The organism is Rathayibacter sp. AY1F6, assembly GCF_002932035.1.
GTDB lineage: Bacteria > Actinomycetota > Actinomycetes > Actinomycetales > Microbacteriaceae > Rathayibacter.
In genome coordinates this window covers 46,684-69,674 of record NZ_PSVD01000006.1, presented here as the reverse complement: position 1 = coordinate 69,674, position 22,991 = coordinate 46,684, and the positions used below count along the sequence as shown (strand labels likewise).

The following is a 22,991-nucleotide window of genomic DNA, read 5'->3' as shown; positions in this document are numbered from 1 at the left end:
GAAGGCCGCGTCCACCACGGACGCGGCCTTCGCCGTCGGAGCAGCGGCTCCCCCTCACACCACGCACCACCTACGCAGAAGAAGAAGAGACATGACCGAGAACACCCCCACCGCAGAGCTCTCCGCCGCCGGCGTCAGCATCTGGCTCGACGACCTCTCCCGCTCGCGCATCTCCACCGGAGGGCTGCAGAAGCTCATCGAGGAGAAGAACGTCGTCGGAGTCACCACGAACCCCACGATCTTCGCCGCGGCCCTGACCAACGGCGAGTCCTACGACGCCCAGGTGCGCGAGCTCGCCTCCGCCGGCACCTCGGTGACCGACGCCGTCTTCGAGATCACCACCGACGACGTCGCCGCGGCGTCCGACATCTTCCGCCCGATCTACGACGCGACCAACGGCTACGACGGCCGCGTGTCGATCGAGGTCGAGCCCGGCCTGGCGCACGACGCCCAGGGCACCATCGAGCAGGCCAAGGCCCTCTGGGCCAAGGTCGACCGCCCCAACGCGATGATCAAGATCCCCGCGACCGTCGAGGGCCTCGAGGCCATCACGGAGGTCATCGGCTCCGGCATCTCGGTGAACGTCACCCTGATCTTCTCGCTCGCCCGCTACCGCGCCGTCATCAACGCGTACCTGGCCGGCCTCGAGAAGGCCAAGGACGCCGGCATCGACCTGTCGACCATCCACTCCGTCGCCTCGTTCTTCGTCTCGCGCGTCGACACCGAGATCGACAAGCGCCTCGAGGCCGTCGGCACCGACGAGGCCCGCGCCCTCAAGAGCAAGTCCGGCGTCGCCAACGCGCAGCTGGCCTACGAGGTCTTCGTCGAGGCGTTCGCCACCGAGCGCGCGCTGCTGCTCCAGGAGTCCGGCGCCAACCGCCAGCGTCCCCTCTGGGCCTCGACCGGCGTCAAGTCGACCGACCTCCCCGACACCCTCTACGTGACCGAGCTCGTCGCGGCCGGCGTGGTCAACACGATGCCCGAGAAGACCCTCGAGGCGACCTTCGACCACGGTGTCATCACCGGCGACACCGTCACGGGCTCGTACGCCGACGCGAACGCCGTCCTCGACGCCGTCGCGGCGCAGGGCGTCTCGTACGCCGACGTCACCGAGCTGCTCGAGAAGGAGGGCGTGGAGAAGTTCATCGTCTCCTGGAACGAGCTGCTCGACACCGTCACCGCGGCGCTCGAGGGCGCGAAGGCGCAGGCCTGATCATGGCCATCCAGATCCACGTCAGCGGAGACGCCGAGAAGGCCGTCGACCGCGTCGTCCCGGAGCTCGTCGCCGACGAGGTCGCCTCCGGCATCACCGCCCAGGTCCCCACCCTGTGGGGCGCCGCGGCGGAGGAGGAGGCGGCCAAGCGCCTCGGGTGGACCGAGTCGACCACCGTCTCCCGCCCCCTGATCCCCCAGATCCTCGCCCTGCGCGAGGAGTTCCAGGCCAAGGGCGTCGACCACATCGTCCTCGGCGGCATGGGCGGCTCCTCGCTCGCGCCCGAGGTCATCACCCGCACCGCCGGCGTCGAGCTCACCGTGCTCGACTCGACGGCGCCCGGCCAGGTGCTCGCGGCCCTGAACGACCGGCTCGCGTCGACCGCGGTCGTCATCTCCTCGAAGTCCGGCTCGACCGTCGAGACCGCGAGCCAGAAGAAGGCCTACGAGAAGGCGTTCACGGAGGCGGGCATCGATCCGCTCGACCGCATCGTCATCGTGACCGACCCGGGCTCGCCCCTGGACACCTCCTCCCGCGAGGCCGGCTACCGCGTGTTCAACGCCGACCCGAACATCGGCGGGCGCTTCTCGGCGCTCTCCGCGTTCGGCCTCGTGCCGTCCGGGCTCGCCGGCGCCGACATCGAGGCCCTCCTCGACGAGGCGGCCGAGGCCTCCCTCGGGCTCGCCGTGGACTCCCCCGAGAACCCGGGCCTGATCCTCGGAGCGGCGATCGCCGCGACCAGCCCGCGCCGCGACAAGCTCGCGATCGTCGCCGACGGGACCGACATCGTCTCCTTCGCCGACTGGGCGGAGCAGCTCATCGCCGAGTCCACCGGCAAGGACGGCACGGGCATCCTCCCCGTCGTCCTCGGCACGCTGGCCCCCGAGCTCTCGGAGGACCTGCCCGACCTGCAGGTCGTCCGCCTGGTCGAGGACGCCACGGCGCTGCACCTGTTCCCGCGCGACCGCCACGAGGGCGAGATCCTCCTCTCCGGCTCGCTCGGCGCTCAGATGCTCACGTGGGAGTACGCCGTCGCCGTCGCGGGTCGCCTCCTGGGCATCAACCCGTTCGACCAGCCCGACGTCGAGTCGGCGAAGGTCGCGACCCGGGCCCTGCTCGAGAAGCGCCCCGAGCCCGAGGCGCCCGCGTTCACCGACGCGGGCATCGAGGTCACCGGCAGCAGCAGCGTCACCGAGGGCGTCTCGACCGTCGCCGCCGCTGTCGACCGCCTCCTCGCGCAGCTGGGCGACGGCGGCTACGTCTCGATCCAGGCGTACGTCGACCGCCTCGCGCTCCCGCAGCTCGAGGGCGTGCGCGACCTCCTCGCCGCGCAGGCCCAGCGCCCCGTCACCTTCGGGTGGGGCCCGCGCTTCCTGCACTCGACCGGGCAGTACCACAAGGGCGGGGCGCCGACCGGCGTGTTCCTCCAGATCACCGAGCGCTCCGACGTGGACCTCGAGATCCCGGACAGCCCGTTCACCTTCGGCCAGCTCATCCTGGCGCAGGCCGCCGGCGACGCGAGCGTGCTCGCCGAGCACGGCCGGCCGGTGCTGACCCTCACGCTGACCGACCCCGAGGCCGACCTCGAGGCGCTCTTCGAGGCCCTCAACACCTGATCCGACGGGCACGCCGCCGCTGCGCTCTCGAGCGCGCGGCGGCGTGCCCGCGGTCGTCCCGCGACCACTTCCCGGGGCAGCAGCCGGGCCCGCCCGCTCCTCCCCCTCCCTCACCGATAGCAGTGCGCCGGTCCCACCGGCACACAGAAGGACACTGCACATGTCTGTGGACATCACCCCCGAGTTCAATCCGCTGAGGTTGAGCTTCGACCGCCGGTTGAACCGGATCGCCGGGCCCAGCGGCCTCGTCATCTTCGGCGTGACCGGCGACCTCTCCCGCAAGAAGCTCATGCCCGCGGTCTACGATCTCGCCAACCGCGGCCTCCTGCCTCCCGGCTTCGCCCTCGTCGGATTCGCCCGGCGCGACTGGGACGACCAGGACTTCGAGCAGGTCGTCCACGACTCCGTGAAGAAGCACGCCCGCACCGAGTTCCACGAGGAGGTCTGGGCGCAGCTCGCGCAGGGCATCCGGTTCGTGCAGGGCGAGTTCGACGACCCCGAGGCGTTCGCCCGCCTGAAGACGACCGTCGACGACCTCGACCGCGAGCGCGGCACGAACGGCAACTTCGCCTTCTACCTCTCGATCCCCCCGAAGTCCTTCCCGCAGGTCACCGAGCAGCTGCGCAGCTCCGGCCTCGCCGAGCAGAAGGACGGCCAGTGGCGCCGCGTCGTCATCGAGAAGCCGTTCGGCAGCGACCTGAAGACGGCTCGCGAGCTGAACGACGTCGTCGAGTCGGTCTTCCCGCCCGACTCCGTCTTCCGGATCGACCACTACCTCGGCAAGGAGACGGTCCAGAACATCCTGGCCCTCCGCTTCGCCAACATGATGTACGAGCCGCTCTGGAACTCGAACTACGTCGACCACGTGCAGATCACCATGGCCGAGGACATCGGCGTGGGCGGGCGCGCGGGCTACTACGACGGCATCGGAGCGGCGCGCGACGTCATCCAGAACCACCTGCTGCAGCTGCTCGCCCTGACCGCCATGGAGGAGCCGATCTCGTTCGACGCGGCCGACCTCCGTGCGGAGAAGGAGAAGGTCCTCGCGGCCGTCCGCCTCCCCGCCGACCTCTCCACCGCGACCGCCCGCGGGCAGTACGCCGGCGGCTGGCAGGGCGGCGAGAAGGTGCTCGGCTTCCTCGAGGAGGACGGCATGAGCCCCACCTCGACCACCGAGACCTATGCCGCCATGCGCCTGGACATCGGCACCCGACGCTGGGCCGGCGTGCCGTTCTACCTGCGGGCCGGCAAGCGCCTCGGCCGCCGCGTCACCGAGATCGCGGTCGTGTTCAAGCGGGCACCGAAGCAGCTCTTCGCCGAGAGCCAGACCACGTCGCTGGGCCAGAACGCGCTCGTCATCCGGGTCCAGCCCGACGAGGGCGTCACCATGCGCTTCGGCTCGAAGGTGCCCGGCGCCGGCATGCAGGTGCGCGACGTGACGATGGACTTCGGCTACGGCCACGCGTTCACCGAGGCGAGTCCCGAGGCCTACGAGCGTCTCATCCTCGACGTCCTCCTGGGCGAGCCGCCGCTCTTCCCCCGGCACGAGGAGGTCGAGCTGTCCTGGAAGATCCTCGACCCGATCGAGGAGTTCTGGGCCACGCAGGGCCAGCCCGAGCAGTACCGCCCCGGAACCTGGGGCCCCGATTCCGCCGACGAGCTCCTCGCCCGCGACGGCCGCACCTGGAGGCGTCCATGATCGTCGATCTGCCCGACACCACGACGAGCGAGGTCTCGAAGACCCTCGTCAAGATCCGCGAGGAGGGCGGCGCCGTCGCCCTCGGCCGCGTCCTCACCCTCATCATCGCGACCTCCCGGGGTCACGAGGAGGAGGCCATCGAAGCCGCGAACGACGCGTCCCGCGAGCACCCGATGCGCGTCATCGTGGTCTCGAAGGACGACGGCACCACCACGGTCCCGGTCGACGCGACGGCGCGGGTCGACGCGCAGATCCGGGTCGGAGGCGACGCCGGCGCGAGCGAGGTCGTCGTGCTCCGTCCCTACGGGGACGCGGCCGAGGACGAGGAGAGCCTGGTCACGGGCCTGCTCCTCCCCGACGCCCCCGTCGTGGCCTGGTGGCCGAACAGCGCTCCGGACAACGCCTCCGCGTCCCCGATCGGCCGGATCGCCACCCGGCGGATCACCGACGCGTCGGCCCAGGCGAACCCGGCGGAGGCGCTGCACCACCTCGCCTCCACCTATGCCCCCGGCGACACCGACTTCGCCTGGACCCGCCTCACCCTCTGGCGCGCGCAGCTCGCAGCAGTGCTCGACCAGCCGCCCTACGAGCCGATCACGGCCGTCGAGGTCTCGGGCGCGCCCGACTCCCCCTCGACGATCCTGCTCGCCGCCTGGCTGCAGCTCGAGCTCGACATCCCCGTCGACCACGAGCTCACGATCAGCGCCACCGGGTCCAGCGGGATCCACGGCGTGCGGCTCATCCGCGACTCCGGAGTGATCGAGCTCGAGCGCTCGGTGCCCAACGTCGCGACGCTCACGCAGCCCGATCAGCCGGTCCACGACATCTCGCTCCCCCGCCGCAGCCTCCGGGACTGCCTGGCGGAGGAGCTGCGCCGGCTCGACCCGGATGACCTGTACGGTGAAGTGATCTCGCGCGGGGTCGACATGCTCACTGAGAAGGCCGAGGCCCGCAGCGCCTCCTGAGGCGTGGGCGCCCGTCCAGGGCGCCCACGCCTCAGAGCTTCCCGACACGGAGCCGAACCCCGCCGATCGGCACCCGAACCCGAAGGAGTCCCCTGAGATGACCACCGAACGCCGCGTGCTGGTCCACCGCGACAAGCAGACCCTCGCCGGCTCGGTCGCCGCCCGGTTCCTCACCAAGACGATCGACGTCCTCGACGACCTGGGTTCGGCGAACGTCGTGCTCACCGGAGGGACGATGGGAGCCGCCACGCTCAAGGAGATCGGCTCCTCCTCCGCCGCCGGCAACGTGGACTGGTCGCGCGTGCACTTCTGGTGGGGCGATGAGCGCTGGGTGCCCCGCGGCCACGAGGACCGCAACGACGTCCAGGCGGGGGACCTCTTCAGCGTCCTCGACGTGCCGGCGGCGAACGTGCACTCTTACCCGGCCTCGGACGAGGGTCTGGACCTCGACGGCGCCGCCGCTGCCTACGACGCGGAGCTGCGCGAGCACGCCTCCGAGGGGCGCGACTACCCGCGCTTCGACATCACCTTCCTCGGTGTCGGGCCGGACGGGCACATCGCGTCGCTGTTCCCCGAGCGCTCCGCGATCCGCTCCACGACTCCCGGCGTCCTCGCCGTCCGCAACTCGCCGAAGCCGCCGCCGGAGCGCCTCACCCTCACGCTGCCGCTGATCAACCAGTCGGACCGCATCTGGATGGTGCTCGCCGGCGCCGACAAGGCCTCGGCCCTGGGCCTCGCGCTCGCGGGTGCCAGCACGAACGAGGTGCCCGCGTCGGGCGCGTTCGGTCGCAAGCGCACGGTGTTCTTCGTCGACCAGGAGGCTGCGGCCGAGGTCCCCGAGTCGCTCATCGCTCCGAGCTACTGAGGCCGGTCCGGAAACGACGGAAGGCCCGTCCCCTGAGGGGGCGGGCCTTCCGTCGTTCGTCGTGCGGTGAGGATCAGGACGGGGTCGCGGTGCCTCGTCGGGCGCGCAGCTGCTGCAGCGCCTCCTCGAGGAGCTGAGCCGCCTCGGCCTCGGTGCGGCGCTCCTTCACGTAGGCGAGGTGCGTCTTGTAGGGCTCGGTCTTCGCGACCTGGGGCGGGTTCGCCCGGTCGCGGCCCGCGGGGAGACCGGACTGCGGGGAGTCGATCACCTCGGGTATCTCGTCCTCGGGGAGGGCCGCCGAGAAGTGGCGCACCGTCTCGTTGCCGAGAGCGTCCCAGTAGGAGACCGCGACGCGCTCCGCGTGGAAGCCCCGGTCCTGCTCGCCCATGGGTCCTGCGCCGACGCGCGAACCGCGGATTGCACTGCCGCCTGATGCCATTGCGAGTACCCCTATGCTCCGGTGGTGAACTTGGTGATGAGTCCGAGCACCACGATGCAGGCCAGCCAGACGACGCCCAGGATCACGGTGATGCGGTTGAGGTTGCGCTCGGCGACGCCCGACGCGCCGAGGTTGGAGGTGACTCCGCCCCCGAACATGTCGGACAGACCGCCGCCGCGCCCCTTGTGGAGCAGGATCAGCATGGTGAGCAGGAGGCTCGTGATGCCCAGGATGACCTGGAGCACGACCTGGAGGATGTCCACGCGGTACCTTTCGAAGTTCTGGCGCGTTGCGCGCCCCGACGAGTATAACGGCGCCTGCGAATCCGCGAGGAATGCGTCGTCCCGTGTTCGGGGCGATGTATACGAGTGTCCGTCGAGGGGCGGAGCGGGTGGCCTCGTCGCGGTGCCCTCGACAACCTCTTCAGTCGCCGGACCGCGAGCCTGTGATCCACGTACCAGCGGACCGATCGAGCCGAACGCGCCACTCTCTCGGAGAGCACCCCGCGACGAGCCGACGGCACCGCACCGGCCAACGCGCGAAGCCGGTGTGGGATCTCCGAGGCGAACCGGCGATCCGCGTCCCAGCGGATCTCCGTAGCCGAACGCATCCCGCTCTCGGAACCGCGCCCCGTCGCGAAGCCGACCCCGCCACACCGCGCGGGGAGCGGCGTGGACGAAGCGAGGCGAACCGGCGATCCGCGTCCCAGCGGATCGACGTAGCCGAACGCATCCCGCTCTCGGAACCGCGCCCCGTCGCGAAGCCGACCGCGCCACGCCGTGCAGGGAGCGGCGTGGACGACGAGAGGGCGGGCCCGATGGGCCCGCCCTCTCGTCGCAGCAGCTCAGACCCCGACGTGGTTCCGGAATCGTGCGATCGCCGCGAACTCGTCGACCTGGAGGCTGGCGCCTCCGACGAGTGCTCCGTCGACGTCGGGCTCGCGCATGAAGCCGGCGATGTTTCCGGACTTCACGGAGCCGCCGTAGAGGATGCGGGTCTTCGCGGCGGTGTCGGCGCCGAGGACGTCGGCGACGACTCCGCGGAGCGCCTTGCAGACCTGCTGGGCCTGCTCGGGCGTCGCGGCCTGTCCGGAGCCGATGGCCCAGACCGGCTCGTAGGCGACGACGAGGTCGGCGTCCGCGGGGAGGCCGGTGAGGGCCTCCTTCAGCTGGGCGACCGGCACGGCCGACGGGCCGTGCTTCTCGAGGTCCTCCGCGGTCTCGCCGACGCAGATGATCGGAGCGACGCCGTGATTGACGGCCGCGGCCGACTTGGCGGCGATGTCCGCGTCCGTCTCGCCGTGGAGCGTGCGACGCTCCGAGTGGCCGACGATCACGTAGTCGCAGTCGAGCTGCTTCAGGAACTGGCCCGAGATCTCGCCGGTGTAGGCGCCGCTGTCGAACTTCGAGACGTCCTGCGCGCCGTACTTGAGCGGCAGCTTGTCCGAGTCGACGAGGATCTGCACGGGCCGGAGGTCCGTGAAGGGCGGGAACACCGCGACCTCGACACCGTCGAAGTCGTGGTCGGCGTCCTTGAGGCTCCACGCCAGCTTCTGCACGAAGGCGATGGCCTGGAGGTGGTCCAGGTTCATCTTCCAGTTGCCGGCGATGAGCGGGGTGCGGGCGGCGGTGTCTACCATCCGAGGACCTCCAGTCCGGGGAGGCGCTTGCCCTCGAGGAATTCGAGGCTCGCTCCGCCTCCCGTCGAGATGTGGCCGAACTGGTCGTCGCGGAACCCGAGGGCGCGGACGGCCGCGGCGGAGTCGCCTCCGCCGACGACGCTGAGACCGTCGACCTCGGTGAGCGCCTGCGCGACGGTCTTGGTGCCCGCCGCGAACGGCTCGAGCTCGAAGACGCCCATGGGGCCGTTCCAGAACACCGTCTCGGACGCCGCGATGATCTCGGCGAAGTGCGCGGCGGTGTCCGGTCCGATGTCCAGGCCGAGGCCCTTCTCACCGAAGGGCGTGCCCTCGATCGCGTCGGCCGAGGCGACCTGGTGCTCGGCGTCGGGGCCGAACTCCGACGCCACGACGACGTCCGTCGGCAGGACGATCTCCACGCCCAGCTCCTTCGCCTTCGCGAGGTAGCCGAGCACGGTGTCGACCTGGTCCGCCTCCAGCAGGCTGGCGCCGACCTCGTGGCCCTGGGCCTTGAGGAAGGTGAACAGCATTCCGCCGCCGATGAGGATCGAGTCGACCTTCGGCAGCAGGTGCTCGATCACGCCGAGCTTGTCCGAGACCTTCGAGCCGCCGAGGACGACCGCGTAGGGGCGCTCGGGCTTCTCGGTGAGCCGCTCCAGCACCTCGAGCTCGGCCGCGATCAGCGTGCCGGCGGCGCTGGGGAGAAGCTCGGCGAGCTCGTAGACGCTCGCCTGCTTGCGGTGCACGACGCCGAACCCGTCGGAGACGAAGGCGTCGCCGTAGGCGGCCAGCTTCTCGGCGAAGGTGCGGCGCTCGGCTTCGTCCTTGCTCGTCTCGCCGGCGTTGAACCGGAGGTTCTCGAGGACGACGACCTGGCCGTCCTCGAGGGCGTCGACGGCGGCCGAGGCCGCCTCCCCGACGGTGTCCTCGGCGAAGGCCACCGGAGCGTCGAGCAGCTCGCCGAGGCGGGCGGCGACGGGAGCGAGGCTGTACTTCGCCTCGGGCTTCCCCTCGGGGCGCCCGAGGTGGCTCACGACCACGACTCGGGCGCCCTCGGAGACCAGACGCTGGAGCGTGGGCACCGACGCGCGCACGCGGCCGTCGTCCGTGATCGTTCCGTCCTTCAGGGGGACGTTCAGATCGCAGCGGACGACGACGCGCTTGCCTGCGAGGGAGCCCAGTGAGTCCAGAGTGCGGAGCGTCACTGCGCGCAGCACTTAGAGCTTGCCGGCGACGAACTCGGTGACGTCGACGAGGCGGTTGGAGTAGCCCCACTCGTTGTCGTACCAGGAGGCGACCTTGACTTGGCTGCCGATGACCTTCGTGAGGCCCGCGTCGAAGATCGACGAGTGCGGGTCGGTCACGATGTCGCTCGAGACGATCGGGTCCTCGGTGTACTTGAGGATGCCCTTGAGGTCTCCCTCGGAGGCCGCCTTGTACGCCGCGTTGATCTCCTCGACGGTGGCGGGCTTGGTCAGCTCGACGGTGAGGTCGGTGATCGAGCCGGTCGGGACCGGGACGCGGAGGGCGTAGCCGTCGAGCTTGCCGACGAGCTCCGGGATGACCAGGCCGAGCGCCTTGGCGGCACCGGTCGAGGTCGGGATGATGTTGACGGCGGCGGCGCGGGCGCGACGCAGGTCGCTGTGCGGGCCGTCCTGGAGGTTCTGGTCGGCGGTGTACGCGTGGACCGTGGTCATCAGGCCGCGCTCGATGCCGAAGTTGTCGAGCAGCACCTTGGCGAGCGGCGCGAGGCAGTTCGTGGTGCAGGACGCGTTCGAGATGATGTCGTGCGTCGCGGGGTCGTAGGTGTTCTCGTTCACGCCGAGGACCAGGGTCGCGACGTCGCTGCCGGTGGCGGGAGCGGAGACGATGACCTTCTTGGCACCCGCGGTGATGTGCTTGCGCGCGTCCTCCGACTTGGTGAAGCGGCCGGTCGACTCGATGACGACGTCGACTCCCAGCTCGCCCCAGGGGAGGTTCGCGGGGTCGCGCTCCTCGAGGACGATGATCGGCTTGCCGTTGACGACGATGCGGTCGCCGTCGAGCTCGACGGTCGCGTCGAGGCGTCCCGTGATGGAGTCGTACTTCAGGAGGTGCGCGAGGGCCTTGTTGTCGGTGAGGTCGTTGACCGCGACGATCTCGAGGTCGCTGCCCTTGGCGAGGGCTGCACGGAAGAAGTTACGGCCGATACGGCCGAAGCCGTTGATGCCGATCTTGACGGACACAGATATCTCCTGGTGAGGAAAGGCACCTCGACGGTGCAGTGGAGGGGTGGAAGCCGACGACAGGGCGTCCCGGACGCGGGGCCCGGGACGCCGAGATCGCTACGACAGTAGCAGCAGGCCCGAGGTCTTCTCGCGGGCCTTCTCGAAGCGCGCGGAGACGTCGGCCCAGTTCACGATGTTCCAGAACGCCTTGACGTAGTCGGCCTTCACGTTGACGTAGTCGAGGTAGAAGGCGTGCTCCCACATGTCGAGGAGGAGGACCGGGACGGTAGCCGCGGCGAGGTTGCCCTGGTGGTCGTAGAGCTGCTCGATGATGAGCTTCTCGCCGAGCGAGTCCCAGGCGAGGATCGACCAGCCGGAGCCCTGGATGCCGAGGGCCGAGGCGGTGAAGTGGGCACGGAACTTGTCGAACGACCCGAAGTTGTCGTCGATGGCCGCGGCGAGCTCGCCGACGGGCTTGTCGCCGCCGTCCGGCGAGAGGTTGTTCCAGAACACGGTGTGGTTCACGTGACCGGCGAGGTTGAAGGCGAGGTCCTTCTGGAGCTTGTTCACGTTCGCGAGGTTCTCGCTGTCGCGAGCCTCCTGCAGCGAGGCGAGGGCGGTGTTCGCCCCGGCCACGTACGTCGCGTGGTGCTTGTCGTGGTGGAGCTCCATGATCCGCCCACTGATGTTCGGCTCGAGGGCCGAGTAGTCGTAGGGCAGTTCGGCGAGCGTGTAGTCAGCCATGTGCGATCTCCTGTTCGTGGTCGTCGCTCCCGTGCGACCCGCCGGCGTCTCGGCGTCCTCCGCGAGGCGGAGGAGGAGGGCCGGGAGTGTCCTGAGCGACCCGATCAGTCTAGCGAGGGGGCCCCTCCGCGTTCGGAGGGCTTGCGTTGTTCGACCAGGAGACACTCAGCGTTCGCCGGGCGGGGCGCGCCGTGCGGCCGGGCCTACAGGTCCTGCAGCTCTGCCGGGAGGTTCGCGTCGGTGCCCGGGATGTCGAGGTCGGACGCGCGCTTGTCGGCCATCGCGAGGAGGCGGCGGATGCGGCCGGCGACGGCGTCCTTCGTCATCGGCGGATCGGCGTGGTGGCCGAGCTCGTCGAGGCTCGCGTCGCGGTGCGCGAGGCGCAGGCGCCCGGCGTAGCGGAGGTGCTCGGGGATGTCGTCGCCCAGGATCTCCATCGCGCGCTCGACGCGGGCGCACGCCGCGACGGCGGCCTGGGCGGAGCGGCGGAGGTTCGCGTCGTCGAAGTTGACGAGGCGGTTCGCGGTCGCCCGCACCTCGCGGCGCTGGCGCAGCTCCTCCCAGCTCGCGACGGTCGCGGTCGCGCCCATCAGGGTGAGCATCGCGCTGATGCTCTCGCCGTCGCGGATGACGACCCGGTGGACGCCGCGCACCTCGCGGGACTTGGCCTGGACTCCCAGGCGTCCGGCGGCTCCGACGATCGCCATGGCCGCCTCGTTGCCGGGGCAGATGATCTCGAGCGCCGCGGAGCGGCCCGGGTCGGTCAGCGAGCCCTGGGCGAGGAAGGCGCCGCGCCACAGGGCGGCGAGCTCCTCGCGGGAGCCGGTCGTGAGGCGGTTGGGCAGGCCGCGGACGGGCCGGCCCCGCTGGTCGAGGAGGCCGGTCTGCCGGGCGAGGGTGTCCCCGCCCTCGACGACGCGCACCAGCCAGCTCGTGGTCCTCCGGGATCCGCCGGCCGAGACGATGCTGCCCTCGCTGCGGACGCCGTACAGCTCGGCGAGGTCGCGGCGCACGCGGGTCGCGAGCGGGGCGGAGTCGAGCTCGACCTCGACCGCGAGGCGGTTGGAGATGATGTGCAGTCCTCCGGAGAAGCGGAGGATGGTCGCCAGTTCGGCGGCACGGACGGTGTTCTTGCGCGAGACGATCGCGACCAGTTCGCCCTTGACGTCTGCGGTGAGGGCCACGGAGTCTTCCTTACGTCGGGTGCGCGGCTGAGCGCGCGGGGATCATTCTCGGCCGAGGTCGCGGTGCGCCACGTTGACGGCGACGCCCGGCAGCTCGGCCAGACGGGCCGCGACACGGCCCGCGACCGCGACGGAGCGGTGCTTGCCTCCCGTGCAGCCGATCGCGATGGTCGCGTGGCGCTTGTTCTCGCGCTGGTAGCCGTCGAGCACGGGGCGCAGGGCCCGGGAGTAGGAGTCGATGAACTCCTCGGCGCCCTGCTGGGCCAGCACGTAGTCTCTCACCTCTTCGTCGAGACCCGTGTGCGGGCGCAGCTCCGGGATCCAGTACGGGTTCGGCAGGAACCGCGCGTCGGCCACCATGTCGGCGTCCGTCGGCAGCCCGTACTTGAAGCCGAAGCTCATCACCGTGACCTGGAGGCCCGCGCGGCCGGCCTCGGCGAAGCGCTCGGTGATGCTGGTGGCCAGCTGGTGGATGTTGAGGTCCGAGGTGTCGATGACGATGTCGGCCGACTCCCGCAGCTGAGCGAGGCGCGTCCGCTCGGCGGAGATGCCGTCGAGGAGGGTCCCCCGGCCCTGCAGCGGGTGCGGACGGCGCACCTGCTCGAAGCGGCGGACGAGCGCGGCGTCGGTGGCCTCGAGGAACACCACTCGGAGGTCGACCCCGGCGCGCAGCTCGCGGACGATGTCGCCGAGGTCCTCGAAGAAGTCGCGTCCGCGGACGTCGACGACCGCCGCGATCTTCGGCAGCGTGTCCCCCGCACGCTGCGCCAGGTCGACCAGCGGGCGCAGCATCTGCGGCGGCAGGTTGTCGACGACGTACCAGCCGAGGTCCTCCAGCGCGTTCGCGGCCGTGGACCGGCCCGCTCCGGACATCCCCGTGACGATCAGCACGTCCTGCTGCTCGCTCTCCGTGCTCATGCGCTCTCCGTGCTCGTGTCTGCTCGTGTCCTCGGTGCCGGGCACCGGCCGCTCTCCCCCGGAGCGCGGGCCTCCAGCCTAGGGCGTGCCCCCGACGGCGGACCCGTCCGGATGCAGGTGCGCGTGGATCGCGCCCGCCAGCGTCGGGCCGATGCCCTTGACCTCGGCGATCTCGGCCTCGCCCGCCTCGCGGAGCCGGGCGACGGATCCGAAGTGCTTCAGCAGGTCGCGGACTCGCGTCCCTCCGAGCCCGGGCACCTCGGCCAGCTGCGACGAGATGTCGCGCTTGCGACGCGTCCTCTGGTGGGTGATCGCGAAGCGGTGCGCCTCGTCGCGGATGCGCTGGAAGAGGAAGAGCGCATCGCTGTTGCGCGGCAGGATGACGGGGAAGTCGGAGTCCGGCAGCCAGATCTCCTCGAGGCGCTTGGCGATCCCGCAGAGGGTGATGCCGGTCACCCCGGACTCGTCGAGCGCGCGCTGCGCGGCTGCGACCTGCGGCTGGCCGCCGTCGACGATCAGCAGCTGCGGGGGGTACGAGAACTTGCGCCGCTTGGCCTCGCCGGTCTCGGGGTCGACCGCCGCGGGCTCGACCGGCTCGCGGAGGTACGCGAGACGGCGGGTGAGCACCTGGTGCAGCGACTCGGTGTCGTCCGTCGACTCCGCGATGGAGAACCGCCGGTACTGGTCCTTCCGCGCGAGCCCGTCCTCGAAGACCACCATCGAGGCGACGATGTTGGTGCCGCTGAGGTGGGAGACGTCGTAGCACTCCATCCGGAGCGGCGCCTCGCTCATGCCGAGGGCGTCGCGGATGTCCTCCAGGGCCTGCGTCCGAGCGGTGAAGTCGGCGGAGCGGCGGGTCTTGTAGAGCATGAGCGAGTGCTTCGCGTTCTGCGTCGCCGTCTCGAGGAGGGCGGCCTTGTCTCCGCGCTGGGCCGCTCGGAGGCGTACGTTCGTGCCGCGCAGCCCGCTCAGCCACTCCTCGAGCGCCTCGGTGTCCTCGGGCAGCTCCGGCACGACGACCTCCCGGGGCGGGACGTCGCCGGTCTCGTAGGCGGCCTGCAGGGCCGTGTCGACGAGCTCCGCCGTGCTCATGTCGAGCTCCTTGTCGACGACCCAGCCCCGCTCGCCGCGGATGCGCCCGCCGCGGACCCGGAACTGCTGCACGGAGGCGGCGAGCTCGTCGTGGACGATCGCGTAGAGGTCGACGTCCACGTTGTCCTTGAGCACGACCGCGCTCTTGGCGAGGACCGCGTCGAGGGCGGCGGCCTGATCGCGCAGCTTCCCCGCGCGCTCGTACTCCATCGCCGCCGCGGCCTCGCGCATCTCCTTCTCGAGCTCGCCGATCATCCGGCGGTCGTGGCTGCCCATGAAGGCGACGAAGCGGTCGACCATCTCGCGGTGCTCGGCGAAGGTGACGCGGTGGGAGCAGGGCCCGCCGCAGCGGCCGATCTGCGACGCGAAGCAGGGCTTGCCGCTCTGCATGGCGCGCTTGTAGTTGGAGTCGTTGCAGGTCCTGATCGGGAACGCCTTGATCATCAGGTCGATCGTCTCGTGGATCGCCCAGATCTTGGGGTAGGGCCCGAAGTAGCGGGCCTTCCTGATCTTGGCGTTCCGCGTGACCATCACCCGCGGGGCCTCGTCGCCGAGCGTCACCGCCATGTAGGGGTAGGACTTGTCGTCGCGGAACTTGACGTTGAAGGGTGGATCGAACTCGTTGATCCAGGTGAACTCGAGCTGCAGGGCCTCGACGTCGGTGCCGACGACGGTCCACTCGACGCCGGAGGCCGAGGTGACCATCCGCCGGGTGCGCTCGTGCAGGCTCGGCAGCGGGGCGAAGTAGTTGCTCAGCCGCGCGCGGAGGTTCTTGGCCTTGCCCACGTAGAGCACCCGCCCCCGGGCGTCCGTGAAGCGGTACACGCCCGGGAGGGTGGGGATCTCCCCCGGCTTCGGCCGGAAGTCGACTGTCTGCGCCATGCCTCTCGCTCGCGTCAGCCGAGGATCTCGGCGAGGAACATGCCGGTGTGGCTGCCCTCGACCTTCGCCACGTGCTCGGGGGTGCCCACCGCGACCACCTGTCCGCCGCCGGCGCCGCCCTCGGGACCCATGTCGATCAGCCAGTCGGCCGACTTGATGACGTCGAGGTTGTGCTCGATGGTGATCACCGTGTTGCCCTTGTCGACCAGGCCGTTGAGGACGAGGAGGAGCTTGCGGACGTCCTCGAAGTGCAGGCCCGTCGTCGGCTCGTCGAGCACGTAGACGCTGCGGCCGTTGGAGCGGCGCTGGAGCTCGGTCGCCAGCTTGACGCGCTGCGCCTCGCCGCCGGAGAGCGTGGTCGCGCTCTGCCCGAGGCGGACGTAGCCGAGGCCCACCTCCACCAGCGTGCGGAGGAAGCGGTGGATCGCCGTGATCGGCTCGAAGAAGTCGGCCGCCTCGGCGATCGGCATGTCGAGCACCTCGGCGATGTTCTTGCCCTTGTAGTGCACGGTCAGGGTGTCGCGGTTGTAGCGCGCTCCCCCGCAGACCTCGCACGCGACGTAGACGTCGGGCAGGAAGTTCATCTCGATCTTGATGGTGCCGTCGCCCGAGCAGGCCTCGCAGCGGCCGCCCTTGACGTTGAAGCTGAAGCGGCCGGGCAGGTACCCCCGCGCCTTCGCCTCGGTGGTCTCGGCGAAGAGGTTGCGGATGCGGTCGAACACGCCCGTGTAGGTGGCGGGGTTCGAGCGCGGCGTGCGGCCGATCGGATTCTGGTCGACGTGCACGACCTTGTCGAGGTTCTCGAGGCCGGTTACGCGCGTGTGCTTGCCCGGCACCTTGCGGGCGCCGTTGAGCTGGTTGGCGAGCACGCGGTAGAGGATGTCGTTCACGAGGGTGCTCTTGCCGGAGCCGGAGACCCCGGTGACCGCGACGAACGTGCCGAGCGGGAACTCCGCGTCGACCTTGCGGAGGTTGTTGGCGTTCGCCCCGACGACCTTGATCATCCGCTTGCGGTCGATCTTCCGCCGCTTCTTCGGGACCTCGATCGCCTTGCGGCCCGAGACGTAGTCGCCGGTGAGCGAGTGGGTGTTCTCGAGCAGCGACTCGTAGGAGCCGGAGTGCACGACCTTGCCGCCGTTGACCCCGGCGCCCGGGCCGATGTCGACGATCCAGTCGGCGGTGCGGATGGTGTCCTCGTCGTGCTCGACCACGATCAGCGTGTTGCCCAGGTCGCGCAGCTTGATGAGGGTGTCGATCAGGCGGCGGTTGTCGCGCTGGTGGAGGCCGATGCTCGGCTCGTCGAGCACGTAGAGCACGCCGGTCAGCCCGGAGCCGATCTGGGTCGCCAGGCGGATGCGCTGCGCCTCGCCGCCCGACAGGGAGGCGGCGGCGCGCGAGAGGTTGAGGTAGTTGAGCCCGACCTCGATGAGGAAGTCGATGCGCGCGCGGATCTCGCGCAGCACCTGCGCGGCGATGTGCGCCTCGCGGTCGGTCAGCTCGAGCCGGCTCATGAAGTCCTGGGCGTCGCCGAGGCTGAGGTCGGCCACGTCCGCGATGCTCGCCCCGTGCACGAGCACGGCGAGCACCTCGGGCTTGAGGCGGGAGCCCTTGCACACGGGGCAGGGCACCTCGCGGAGGAACTCGGACCAGCGGGTGCGCTGGACGTCGGTCTCGGCCTGGACGAACTGGCGCTCGATGTAGGGCACGACGCCCTCGAAGCCCGAGGTGTAGCTCATCTCGCGGCCGTAGCGGTTCTTCCACTTGACCTTGACCTCGAAGTTGTCGCCGTGGAGGACGGCCTGCTGCACCTCGGTGCTGAGGCGCTTCCACGGGGTGGTGAGCGTGAAGCCGAGGTCGCGGGAGAGGCCGTCGAGCAGCTTCTCGTAGTACTGGAACAAGCCCTTGCCCTGGGTGGTCCAGGGGATGATGACGCCCTCGGCGATGCTCAGGTCGGGGTCGCCGAGCAGCAGCTCGTCGTCGACCGACATGCGCGTGCCGAGGCCCGAGCACTCCGGGCAGGCGCCGAAGGGCGCGTTGAAGGAGAAGGTCCGCGGCTCGATCTCGGTCAGCGAGATCGGGTGGTTGTTGGGGCAGGACAGCTTCTCGGAGTAGGTGGTCCAGGCGCCGTCGCCCTCGCCGTCGACGTAGTTGATCTGCACGATGCCGTCGGTGAGCCGCAGGGCCGTCTCGAGCGAGTCGGTGAGGCGCCCGAGGATGTCGGGGCCGGCCACGAGCCGGTCGACCACGACGGAGATGTCGTGCTTGTACTGCTTCTTGAGCACCGGCGGCTCGCTCAGCTGGACGAGCTTCCCGTCCACCATGGCGCGGGAGTAGCCGCCCGCGGTCAGCTCCTTGAAGAGGTCGACGAACTCGCCCTTCTTCTGCGAGACGACGGGGCTGAGGATCTGGTAGCGGGTACCGGTCTCGAGCTCCATCAGCTGGTCGGCGATCTGCTGCACGGTCTGCGCGGAGATCCGCTCGCTGCAGATGGGGCAGTGCGGGACGCCGATGCGCGCCCACAGCAGACGCATGTAGTCGAAGATCTCGGTGATCGTGCCGACGGTGGAGCGCGGGTTGCGGTTCGTCGACTTCTGGTCGATCGAGACCGCGGGGCTGAGGCCCTCGATGAAGTCGACGTCCGGCCGGTCCACCTGCCCGAGGAACTGGCGGGCGTACGCGGAGAGGGACTCGACGTAGCGCCGCTGGCCCTCCGCGAAGATCGTGTCGAAGGCCAGGGAGGACTTGCCCGAGCCCGAGAGACCGGTGAACACCACCATCGAGTCGCGCGGGATCTCGAGGTCGACGTTCTGCAGGTTGTGCACCCGCGCGCCGCTCACCACCAGCTTCGAGGACGACTCGTCGAGCGAGGAGACGAAGCGGTGGAAGGAGGGAGAGGGGGTGGAGGAGGGGTCCGTAACGGCGTTCAGGATCGACACTCCGAAAGTGTATGCGGAGCCACCGACATCGCCCGTGGCGTTCGCTGGGCGCTGATCCGCGGGCCCCTCCCCTTGCGGATCAGCGCCCCCGATCAGGACAGGTGCCCGGCCTTCTCCATCTGGCGGAGCTCGCGCTTGAGCTCCTGGACCTCGTCCCGCAGCCGGGCCGCGAGCTCGAACTTGAGCTCGCCCGCCGCCTGGAGCATCTGCCCGTTGAGGTCGGAGATGATCGCCTCGAGATCGTTGCCGCCGTTCGCGGCGAGACCCTGACGGCGCAGGTTCGGCGTCGGGCTCTTCTTCTTGGCGTCGCGCCCGGCGAGCAGCTTGGCGGTGTCGGCCCCCTCGCGGGCGAGGGCGTCGGTGATGTCGGCGATCTTCTTCCGCAGCGGCGTCGGGTCGATGCCGTGGTCGAGGTTGTAGGCGACCTGCTTCTCGCGTCGGCGGTCGGTCTCGTCGATCGCGAGCCGCATCGAGTCCGTCACCTTGTCGGCGTACATGTGGACCTCGCCAGAGACGTTGCGCGCCGCACGGCCGATCGTCTGGATGAGCGACGTGGACGAGCGGAGGAAGCCCTCCTTGTCGGCGTCGAGGATCGCCACGAGCGAGACCTCCGGCAGGTCGAGCCCCTCGCGCAGCAGGTTGATGCCGACCAGGACGTCGTACACGCCCGCCCGCAGCTCCGAGAGGAGCTCGACGCGCCGCAGGGTGTCGACGTCGGAGTGCAGGTAGCGGACCCGGACGCCGGCCTCCGTGAGGAAGTCGGTGAGCTCCTCGGCCATGCGCTTCGTCAGCGTCGTGACGAGCACGCGCTCGTCGCGCTCGGTGCGGCGCTTGATCTCCTCGAGCAGGTCGTCGATCTGGCCCTTCGTCGGCTTGACGACGATCTCGGGATCGATCAGGCCGGTCGGGCGGATGATCTGCTCGACGATGCCGTCGGCGATGCCCATCTCGTAGCGGCCCGGGGTCGCCGAGAGGTAGACGGTCTGACCGACGCGAGACTTGAACTCCTCCCACTTCAGGGGCCGGTTGTCCATCGCCGAGGGCAGGCGGAAGCCGTGCTCGACCAGCGTGCGCTTGCGGGAGGCGTCGCCCTCGTACATCGCACCGATCTGCGGCACCGTCACGTGCGACTCGTCGATCACGACGAGGAAGTCGTCCGGGAAGTAGTCGAGCAGGCAGTGCGGGGCCTCGCCCGACTCGCGGCCGTCGATGTGGCGGGAGTAGTTCTCGATGCCGGAGCAGAATCCGATCTGCTGCATCATCTCGAGATCGAAGGTCGTGCGCATCCGCAGGCGCTGCGCCTCGAGGAGCTTGTTCTGCTTCTCGAGGTCGGCCAGGCGCACCTCGAGCTCCTGCTGGATGGTGTCGATCGCACGGTGCATGACGTCCTGGCTGGCGACGTAGTGCGAGCCGGGGAAGACCGACACGGAGTCGAGCTTCCGGACGATGTCGCCGGTGAGCGGGTGGAGCGTGTAGAGCGCCTCGATCTCGTCGCCGAACATCTCGATCCGGATCGCGAGCTCCTCGTACATCGGGATGATCTCGATCGTGTCGCCCCGCACCCGGAAGGTGCCGCGGGCGAAGTCGACGTCGTTGCGCGCGTACTGCATCGACACGAACTTGCGGATGAGGCGGTCCCGGTCGACCCGCTGGCCGACCTGGAGCGCCACCATCGCCTCGAGGTACTGCTCGGGCTGGCCGAGGCCGTAGATGCAGGAGACGGTCGACACCACGATCACGTCGCGGCGGCTCAGGAGCGAGTTCGTGGTGGAGTGGCGCAGCCGCTCGACCTCGGCGTTGACCGAGCTGTCCTTCTCGATGAAGGTGTCGGTCTGCGGGACGTAGGCCTCGGGCTGGTAGTAGTCGTAGTACGAGACGAAGTACTCGACGGCGTTGTTGGGGAACAGCTCGCGGAACTCGTTGGCGAGCTGCGCGGCGAGGGTCTTGTTGTGCGCGAGCACGAGCGTGGGGCGCTGCACGGCCTCGACGAGCCAGGCCGTGGTCGCGGACTTGCCGGTCCCGGTGGCGCCCAGCAGGACGACATCGGTCTCGCCGGCGTTGATGCGGGCGCTCAGATCGGCGATCGCGCCGGGCTGGTCACCGCTCGGCTTGTACTCGCTGATGACCTCGAACGGGTGCACGGCACGGGTTGGCTCCATGGTTCGAAGCGTAGCCGCGACCACCGACACCGGACGGCGCGTGCGCTGGCGGCGAACGGGGCTGCGCTCTCCGGCCGGGCCGCTCGGCCACGAGGGCGGGTGTCCGGGACGGACCGTCAGCGGGCGAGACGCTCCCACAGCGCGTCGGTCCGAGCGAGCGTCTCCTCCAGCGTGCCGGAGGAGTCGATCACGACGTCGGCGAGGGCGAGGCGCTCCTCGTCGCTCGCCTGCGACGAGACCCGCGCACGAGCCTCCTCCTCGGTCAGTCCCCGGAGGGCGACGAGACGCTCGATGCGGAGGTGCTGCGGCGCGTGCACGACGACCACCTCGTCGAACTCCCCCGCTCCACGGCCCTCGGCGAGGAGGGGGACGTCGTAGACGACCACCGCGGCCGGGTCCGCCTCGGCGGCCTCCGCGAACAGCCGCTGCGAGCGGAGCGTCACCGCCGGATGGGTGATCGCATTGAGGTCGGCGCGGGCCGCCGCGTCCGAGAAGACGATCGCGCCGAGCGCCGGGCGGTCGAGCGCGCCGTCCGCGCGGATCACGGACGGGCCGAAGCGCTCGGCGATCGCCGCCAGCGCCGGCTCCCCCGGCTCGACGACCTCGCGCGCGAGGACGTCGGCGTCGACCACCACCGCTCCGTGCTCGGCGAGACGGCGGGCGACGGTGGACTTGCCCGAGGCGATGCCTCCGGTGAGGGCGACGAGATGCACCCGGCCACCCTACCCAGCGCCGTCGCCCGGAACGCCGAACGGCCGGCCCCCGAGGGGACCAGCCGTTCGATGCGATGTGCTCGCGATCAGTTGTTCGAGGACAGCTTCTCGCGGAGCGCCGCGAGCGACTCGTCGTCGGCGAGGGTGCCGCCGGTGGTCGACTCGCTGGTGAAGCCGGCGCCGACCGAGACGCCCTCGGAGACGGTGGCCGCCTCCTCCTGCGACTTGGCGACCTGGGCCTTGTGGGCCTCCCAGCGCGCCTGAGCAGCGGCGTACTCCAGCTCCCAGGCCTCGCGCTGCGACTCGAAGCCCTCGCGCCACTCGTTGGTCTCGGGGTCGAAGCCCTCGGGGTACTTGTAGTTCCCCTGGTCGTCGTACTCCGTGGCCATGCCGTAGAGCGCCGGGTCGAACTCGGTGCCCTCGGGGTCGACGTTCTCGTTCGCCTGCTTGAGCGAGAGGGAGATGCGGCGACGGTCGAGGTCGATGTCGATGACCTTGACGAACACCTCTTCGCCGACCGACACGACCTGCTCGGCGAGCTCGACGTGCTTGCCCGACAGCTCGGAGATGTGGACGAGGCCCTCGATGCCGTCCGCGACGCGGACGAAGGCACCGAACGGGACCAGCTTCGTGACCTTGCCCGGCGCGACCTGTCCGATCGCGTGGGTGCGGGCGAAGACCTGCCACGGGTCCTCCTGGGTCGCCTTGAGCGAGAGCGACACGCGCTCGCGGTCGAGGTCGACCTCGAGGATCTCGACGGTGACCTCCTGGCCCACCTCGACGACCTCGGAGGCGTGCTCGATGTGCTTCCAGGAGAGCTCGGAGACGTGGACGAGACCGTCGACGCCGCCGAGGTCGACGAACGCGCCGAAGTTGACGATCGACGACACGACGCCCTTGCGGACCTGACCCTTGTGCAGGTTGTTCAGGAACGTGGTGCGGCTCTCGGACTGGGTCTGCTCGAGGAGCGCGCGACGCGACAGGACCACGTTGTTGCGGTTCTTGTCGAGCTCGAGGATCTTCGCCTCGATCTCCTGGCCGAGGTACGGCGTGAGGTCGCGGACGCGGCGCAGCTCGATGAGCGAGGCCGGGAGGAAGCCGCGGAGGCCGATGTCGACGATGAGACCGCCCTTGACGACCTCGATGACCGAGCCGGTGACGACGCCGTCCGACTCCTTGATCTTCTCGACGTCGCCCCACGCGCGCTCGTACTGCGCACGCTTCTTGGACAGGATCAGGCGACCCTCCTTGTCCTCCTTCTGGAGGACGAGGGCCTCGACGCTGTCGCCCACGTTGACGACCTCGGAGGGGTCGACGTCGTGCTTGATGGAGAGCTCGCGCGAGGGGATGACGCCCTCGGTCTTGTAGCCGACGTCGAGGAGGACCTCGTCGCGGTCGATCTTCACGACGGTGCCTTCGATGAGGTCTCCGTCGTTGAAGAACTTCAGAGTCTTTTCGACCGCGGCAAGAAAGTCTTCAGCAGACCCGATGTCGTTGATCGCGACCTGCTTGGTTGCCTTGTCGGTCGTTGCGGTTGTCATTAAGGGATGCTCCAGGATGGATGGGTCTCGGGCGGCGGCCGCCTGCGGGCCTCGCGGCTCGGCGGAGTGGTGACCACTGCGGTGGTGAGGGATGTGCCTCCGGCCCGGGAGCCGCGCTCGGCCGGCCGGAGGACCGGCCTTCCTCGCGCGCCGCGGGCACGGCGGCGCCACAGATGTGA

The 22,991-nt window shown here is 70.1% G+C and carries 18 protein-coding genes; 5 read left to right on the top strand and 13 right to left on the bottom strand.

Going from position 1 to position 22,991, the window contains the following annotated elements; translation table 11 throughout:
- Positions 1-91: 91 nt before the first annotated feature.
- From tal to pgl, 5 genes are all read left to right on the top strand, one after another.
- Positions 92-1,213, top strand: coding sequence for a transaldolase (tal, locus tag C5C44_RS07540; RefSeq protein WP_104221924.1), 1,122 nt, complete (start codon positions 92-94; stop codon positions 1,211-1,213).
- Between the two features lie 2 nt (positions 1,214-1,215).
- On the top strand, positions 1,216-2,829 hold the full coding sequence (locus C5C44_RS07535) for a glucose-6-phosphate isomerase (protein WP_104335618.1): 1,614 nt from the start codon (positions 1,216-1,218) through the stop codon (positions 2,827-2,829).
- 160 nt (positions 2,830-2,989) lie between these two features.
- Entirely contained in the window at positions 2,990-4,528 is a 1,539-nt protein-coding gene (zwf, locus tag C5C44_RS07530) for a glucose-6-phosphate dehydrogenase (protein ID WP_104246802.1), read from the top strand.
- Entirely contained in the window at positions 4,525-5,493 is a 969-nt protein-coding gene (locus C5C44_RS07525) for a glucose-6-phosphate dehydrogenase assembly protein OpcA (protein ID WP_104335617.1), read from the top strand. The genes zwf and C5C44_RS07525 overlap by 4 nt, the downstream gene beginning before the upstream one ends.
- A gap of 97 nt (positions 5,494-5,590) precedes the next feature.
- On the top strand, positions 5,591-6,358 hold the full coding sequence (gene pgl, locus C5C44_RS07520; protein ID WP_104221917.1) for a 6-phosphogluconolactonase: 768 nt from the start codon (positions 5,591-5,593) through the stop codon (positions 6,356-6,358).
- Positions 6,359-6,431: 73 nt separating this feature from the next.
- On the opposite strand, the gene C5C44_RS07515 is transcribed toward pgl, so the two are convergent.
- The 13 genes from C5C44_RS07515 to rpsA all read right to left on the bottom strand — a co-directional run bounded on the left by C5C44_RS07515 (position 6,432) and on the right by rpsA (position 22,812).
- Positions 6,432-6,797 (bottom strand): RNA polymerase-binding protein RbpA, encoded by a 366-nt coding sequence (locus C5C44_RS07515; RefSeq protein WP_055791968.1) that lies wholly within the window; start codon positions 6,795-6,797, stop codon positions 6,432-6,434.
- Between the two features lie 11 nt (positions 6,798-6,808).
- The gene (secG, locus tag C5C44_RS07510) at positions 6,809-7,060 is read right to left on the bottom strand and encodes a preprotein translocase subunit SecG (protein ID WP_104221915.1); all 252 of its coding nucleotides are present in this window, start codon (positions 7,058-7,060) and stop codon (positions 6,809-6,811) included.
- Positions 7,061-7,641: 581 nt separating this feature from the next.
- Entirely contained in the window at positions 7,642-8,436 is a 795-nt protein-coding gene (gene tpiA, locus C5C44_RS07505; RefSeq protein ID WP_104221913.1) for a triose-phosphate isomerase, read from the bottom strand.
- Positions 8,430-9,641 (bottom strand): phosphoglycerate kinase, encoded by a 1,212-nt coding sequence (locus C5C44_RS07500; RefSeq protein WP_104263177.1) that lies wholly within the window; start codon positions 9,639-9,641, stop codon positions 8,430-8,432. The genes tpiA and C5C44_RS07500 overlap by 7 nt, the downstream gene beginning before the upstream one ends.
- A gap of 12 nt (positions 9,642-9,653) precedes the next feature.
- Positions 9,654-10,661 carry a type I glyceraldehyde-3-phosphate dehydrogenase gene (gap, locus tag C5C44_RS07495; protein WP_104221909.1) on the bottom strand — a complete coding sequence of 336 codons (1,008 nt, stop codon included), beginning with the start codon at positions 10,659-10,661 and terminating at the stop codon, positions 9,654-9,656.
- Positions 10,662-10,760: 99 nt separating this feature from the next.
- On the bottom strand, positions 10,761-11,387 hold the full coding sequence (locus C5C44_RS07490) for a superoxide dismutase (RefSeq protein ID WP_104221907.1): 627 nt from the start codon (positions 11,385-11,387) through the stop codon (positions 10,761-10,763).
- A 203-nt stretch (positions 11,388-11,590) separates the two neighbouring features.
- The gene (gene whiA / locus C5C44_RS07485) at positions 11,591-12,571 is read right to left on the bottom strand and encodes a DNA-binding protein WhiA (protein ID WP_104221905.1); all 981 of its coding nucleotides are present in this window, start codon (positions 12,569-12,571) and stop codon (positions 11,591-11,593) included.
- A 42-nt stretch (positions 12,572-12,613) separates the two neighbouring features.
- Positions 12,614-13,489 (bottom strand): RNase adapter RapZ, encoded by an 876-nt coding sequence (gene rapZ, locus C5C44_RS07480; RefSeq protein ID WP_097166020.1) that lies wholly within the window; start codon positions 13,487-13,489, stop codon positions 12,614-12,616.
- Positions 13,490-13,567: 78 nt separating this feature from the next.
- Positions 13,568-15,463, bottom strand: coding sequence for an excinuclease ABC subunit UvrC (uvrC, locus tag C5C44_RS07475; protein ID WP_104268633.1), 1,896 nt, complete (start codon positions 15,461-15,463; stop codon positions 13,568-13,570).
- Between the two features lie 14 nt (positions 15,464-15,477).
- Positions 15,478-18,303, bottom strand: a complete 2,826-nt coding sequence (uvrA, locus tag C5C44_RS07470; RefSeq protein WP_244229661.1) for an excinuclease ABC subunit UvrA — start codon at positions 18,301-18,303, stop codon at positions 15,478-15,480.
- Between the two features lie 188 nt (positions 18,304-18,491).
- Positions 18,492-20,558 (bottom strand): excinuclease ABC subunit UvrB, encoded by a 2,067-nt coding sequence (gene uvrB, locus C5C44_RS07465; RefSeq protein ID WP_104221901.1) that lies wholly within the window; start codon positions 20,556-20,558, stop codon positions 18,492-18,494.
- A 116-nt stretch (positions 20,559-20,674) separates the two neighbouring features.
- Positions 20,675-21,271: a dephospho-CoA kinase gene (gene coaE, locus C5C44_RS07460; protein WP_104221899.1), complete on the bottom strand. Its 597-nt coding sequence runs from the start codon at positions 21,269-21,271 to the stop codon at positions 20,675-20,677.
- Positions 21,272-21,357: 86 nt separating this feature from the next.
- A complete protein-coding gene (gene rpsA / locus C5C44_RS07455; RefSeq protein ID WP_104225298.1) occupies positions 21,358-22,812 on the bottom strand; it encodes a 30S ribosomal protein S1 in 1,455 nt (484 codons plus the stop codon).
- Positions 22,813-22,991 lie beyond the last annotated feature (179 nt).

Bases quoted from the DNA above. Each gene is read 5' to 3' on its own strand.
- uvrB (WP_104221901.1), bottom strand. From the start codon at position 20,558: ATGGAGCCAACCCGTGCCGTGCACCCGTTCGAGGTCATCAGCGAGTAC.
- C5C44_RS07535 (WP_104335618.1), top strand. From the start codon at position 1,216: ATGGCCATCCAGATCCACGTCAGCGGAGACGCCGAGAAGGCCGTCGAC.
- C5C44_RS07515 (WP_055791968.1), bottom strand. From the start codon at position 6,797: ATGGCATCAGGCGGCAGTGCAATCCGCGGTTCGCGCGTCGGCGCAGGA.
- pgl (WP_104221917.1), top strand. From the start codon at position 5,591: ATGACCACCGAACGCCGCGTGCTGGTCCACCGCGACAAGCAGACCCTC.
- rpsA (WP_104225298.1), bottom strand. From the start codon at position 22,812: ATGACAACCGCAACGACCGACAAGGCAACCAAGCAGGTCGCGATCAAC.
- uvrC (WP_104268633.1), bottom strand. From the start codon at position 15,463: ATGGCGCAGACAGTCGACTTCCGGCCGAAGCCGGGGGAGATCCCCACC.
- zwf (WP_104246802.1), top strand. From the start codon at position 2,990: ATGTCTGTGGACATCACCCCCGAGTTCAATCCGCTGAGGTTGAGCTTC.
- tal (WP_104221924.1), top strand. From the start codon at position 92: ATGACCGAGAACACCCCCACCGCAGAGCTCTCCGCCGCCGGCGTCAGC.
- rapZ (WP_097166020.1), bottom strand. From the start codon at position 13,489: ATGAGCACGGAGAGCGAGCAGCAGGACGTGCTGATCGTCACGGGGATG.
- C5C44_RS07490 (WP_104221907.1), bottom strand. From the start codon at position 11,387: ATGGCTGACTACACGCTCGCCGAACTGCCCTACGACTACTCGGCCCTC.
- C5C44_RS07525 (WP_104335617.1), top strand. From the start codon at position 4,525: ATGATCGTCGATCTGCCCGACACCACGACGAGCGAGGTCTCGAAGACC.
- tpiA (WP_104221913.1), bottom strand. From the start codon at position 8,436: ATGGTAGACACCGCCGCCCGCACCCCGCTCATCGCCGGCAACTGGAAG.